Source organism: Synergistota bacterium, assembly GCA_021159885.1.
Classification (GTDB): Bacteria; Synergistota; GBS-1; order GBS-1; family GBS-1; genus AUK310.
Genome location: JAGHDO010000066.1, coordinates 1 through 3472 on the forward strand (window position 1 = coordinate 1; position 3472 = coordinate 3472).

Below are 3472 nucleotides of genomic sequence, written 5' to 3' on the forward strand. Positions count from 1 at the left end.
ATTTGAAAACTCGCGTAAAAATCATAAATCATTTTTACACTCCTCCCAAAAGGCTTTGAATATAATTGCCAATATCACTTTCATTCGATCTTACAGTGTCCCTTGATGAATTAAACTCCCGCCATACTTTGAGCTTGTGATTCCTCGTTTGGCTGCCTAAGAGCCTATTCCAAGGAACCGTTATAAATCCATTGCCACTTAGCGCTCTTTTTAAATTATTCAGAAAACTGTCTCTATTAAAACCTGCAGGGAAAGCATTGTGGGGAATCCATCCCCAGATTCTAAACTCCCAAAGATTTCTATTAACAGGATAGGCACAGGAAATATTGATTTTCGACGCCTTTCTCTCGGTCTTAGTCGTCCCGAATAACCGGTTTTCTATCTCTCTACTTTGGTTTTGGTTAGTAGTTTTCCACAACCCCGCTCCATTACCATACCCCAGCCAATTCTTTAGTGCTGGAGTGATTGGGACAGAATCTGAGTTTACCCACTTCTTTATTCTCATATCATTGATGCACCCATGATAATTATCTCGTAATCGTGGTGCAATCCCATCTACTTTTTTCCACCAACTATCTTTAGTTTCAAACCGGACCTTGGCAAAAAACATTTCTCTAAGATCTGGAAGATCGTTATTATTTCCATGCCTTAATTCTATCCCTAACTTGAAAAGTCTTTCTCGGTCTGTGATTTTTTCAATCGCCTCCCTAAATCTATCAAAATCAATCTCTGGACAACTATCTATTTCAACAACACCATATCCATGCTGGTTTTTTGCTCCGATTCCTCCCCATTCTGATGCAATGATAAAAGGTAGTAAAACGAGACTTTCATCAAAATCCTTATCTAAAGGAATTATTTTCATTTCTATTTCTCCCACAATTCCACCTCCCAAATACCATCCTCTATTTCTTCCTGATGGCTTAATGTTTAATACCCCTCCAGAGAAAACATTTTCCCCTCCACTCACAGTTAGTCTAAATGCCCTTCTCATTCCCGTAGCTCCAAAAATTAAACACGCAGGACAGTAATATTTTTTACCACTATTTTTATCCTCCTTAGGACATTTCTCATCAGTTGTTGGATCACAAGCAAGCTTACCTATGCTCCTTAATATTGCTTCGGCCCACCATCTCAAAGCGCCTATAATACCCGTTGATTGAAGCATCTCACTTATCCGATCGATATCCCCCGTCCATAAAGGAGTTATTACCTTAAACCTAAGAATCATTAGCCTTCCTCCTCAGAAAATATAAATATCACAAAATAAAGCGCTAATACTTCCTCCACTTTTTGAAATAGCATAATGTATACTATTTGTCAAGTAAGTATTTACTATTCAAAACACCTTTTCATACTATATCAATTTCCTCCTCTTCTGACACGAAGCCCGTTCCTATATATTCTATCATGTTTATACATCTTCTACACAATTGATAAAATCTGACGGAATCTGTCTCCATATCGATTATTAAGGAAGCCCTTCTTTTTATCTCGAGGTAAGTCTTCTCATCCACGAGGCATTCAAAAACGCTTTTCTGAACCCTTTTCCCATATCTTTCAAGAAGTTTTGCCATCGCGTTTCTTTTCTTGTCATCGCTTATGTCATAAGATATTACATAAAAGCTCTTTTTACTCATGCCCTTAAAAGATAGGGAGTATATCTTTCCTCTCCCTTTATCGTCTTTGCGAGAAGGTGAACCTGTCGATCTATTATCCTTCCAAGGGAACGTTTCTTCAGCTGTTCCTGAAATTCCGCTATTACCTTTTTCATCCCCTCAAAGGTGAGATAAACTCCGCTTGAGTCTTCCTCATCATACTGGAGGAAGCGAAAATCCCCAAGAAGGAGCATCTTCTTATTGGAAAGCTTAAGAAAGATTCTGTCCATCAGGGGTCTAAACTCTTCCATGAGATCCAGCACGAGGGAGGGCCTTCCATAATCTATGGCGTGGAAAAAACCTACATAGGGGTCAAGTCCTTCCTTATAAACGGATGATTCCACCGTATAGGAAAGGAGGGTATAAAGGAAGCTTAAAACCGCGTTAGCTGGATCCTCCGGAGGACGGCGACTTCTCGAGGGAAAGGTAAAGATCTCATTCTTTACGCATAGGTTTAAAGCCTTAAAGTAAAGATTAGCAGAGGCTCCTTCCAATCCCATGAGAGAATCAACGGTTTCGCAGAAATCTATCCTCATGAGAAGAGAACGCAGTTTCGAACATATATTCCTTATCTCTTCGCTTTTTATGTCCCAGTTGTATCTTTGAAGAAGGGTAATAGAGTTCCTTATCTTTCCCCTAACGAACTCTTTAGAAACGGATAGCTTAAAGGAAGAATCTTTAAATCTCTCATACTGTAGAAGCCTTAGCTCAACGTTCTTTGAGAATCTGCCCTGAAGCCTGCCCCTATAAGTGCCGTTTGCAGAAAGAAAGAGAACCTCTACCCCCTTTTTCAGGAAATAGCTTATAACCTGAGGGGTCAAGCGAACGTTTCCAAAGACGATTAATCTTTCTACGCTACCTTCGGGGTAACTTCTTATAATCTCATCGCCTAACTTAACGACTATTCTCCCTCTGTGCCTTGCAACTTCTACACCCTGCTCCAGAAGATATACTATCATGATTCCTCAAGAATAAGGCTCTCCCCCTCGAGGCGCAGGGTATAGCGCTCAGCAGATATCCTATCCAATCCTCTCTCTTCCATGAACCTTCGAATAGAGCGTTCGACATCAAGAAGCTCTTTTTGGGCAAGCTCAAACTTTCTCAACGCCTTCAGATAATCCATTATTATGGAGATTTCATCAGCTTCCTCACTCTCAGAAGCCTTAAGATGAAGGAGAGGAGTGGGATATCCTTCTATCTCCTTTCCGGAGAAGCAGTCAATACAACATTCCGCGGTAATATCTGGAATTCTGGAACGAATTTTGGGACAGCTCATAGGGTAACCGTTAAGTTTGCTTTTTAAGTAAGCCCTTTTATTTTGAACGCCGGACATATTCAAAAGAGCGTTAACCACCTTGTCGCCGTTTGAGAGATTGCCAAGCGTAAAAGTTATAACCGATATCTCGGGACCGGTAAGAAGAAAACCACTCTTGCACTTTTCATAAAGCTTAGCTATAACAGGGCATCTTGACTTTATTATCATAAATTCCTTATCCTCCTCCAGAATGAACTCTCTCTTTACGATTTCCTCCTCACCTGGGAAAGTTTCCCCAATGGAGATCCTAAACGCCTGAAGAAGCTCATAGGCAAAATTAAAGCTCTCCTCAGAAACAGCTTCCATGTCCATTAGGAAGGAAAGCTGATCCTCATATGGAGAACCATCAAGATCAACGAAGAAGCTTCTTGATCCCGTCCTTCTATGAATTCCAAGCGGAAGCTTTATAAGATTACCAAGTCCTCCACTTTTAACGAAAGCCTGTTTGGGAAAGAGTTCCACCGAGATCTCCCCGGGAAAGGGCTTTATAGATTCCAGG

4 protein-coding genes are annotated in these 3472 nt (G+C 40.7%); all 4 read right to left on the minus strand.

Annotated features, from left to right (window positions below):
* Positions 1-34: 34 nt before the first annotated feature.
* A complete protein-coding gene (gene cmr1 / locus J7M13_06235; protein ID MCD6363578.1) occupies positions 35-1231 on the minus strand; it encodes a type III-B CRISPR module RAMP protein Cmr1 in 1197 nt (398 codons plus the stop codon).
* Positions 1232-1352: 121 nt separating this feature from the next.
* Positions 1353-1640 (minus strand): CRISPR-associated endonuclease Cas2, encoded by a 288-nt coding sequence (gene cas2, locus J7M13_06240; GenBank protein ID MCD6363579.1) that lies wholly within the window; start codon positions 1638-1640, stop codon positions 1353-1355.
* Positions 1637-2617: a CRISPR-associated endonuclease Cas1 gene (cas1, locus tag J7M13_06245; protein ID MCD6363580.1), complete on the minus strand. Its 981-nt coding sequence runs from the start codon at positions 2615-2617 to the stop codon at positions 1637-1639. The genes cas2 and cas1 overlap by 4 nt, the downstream gene beginning before the upstream one ends.
* Positions 2614-3472: hypothetical protein (locus tag J7M13_06250; protein ID MCD6363581.1), on the minus strand; the 859-nt coding region annotated here is incomplete at its 5' end. The genes J7M13_06250 and cas1, both read right to left, overlap by 4 nt.

Coding starts and splice junctions, on each gene's coding strand:
- cmr1 (MCD6363578.1), bottom strand. CDS start 1,231: ATGATTCTTAGGTTTAAGGTAATAACTCCTTTATGGACGGGGGATATC.
- cas2 (MCD6363579.1), bottom strand. CDS start 1,640: ATGAGTAAAAAGAGCTTTTATGTAATATCTTATGACATAAGCGATGAC.
- cas1 (MCD6363580.1), bottom strand. CDS start 2,617: ATGATAGTATATCTTCTGGAGCAGGGTGTAGAAGTTGCAAGGCACAGA.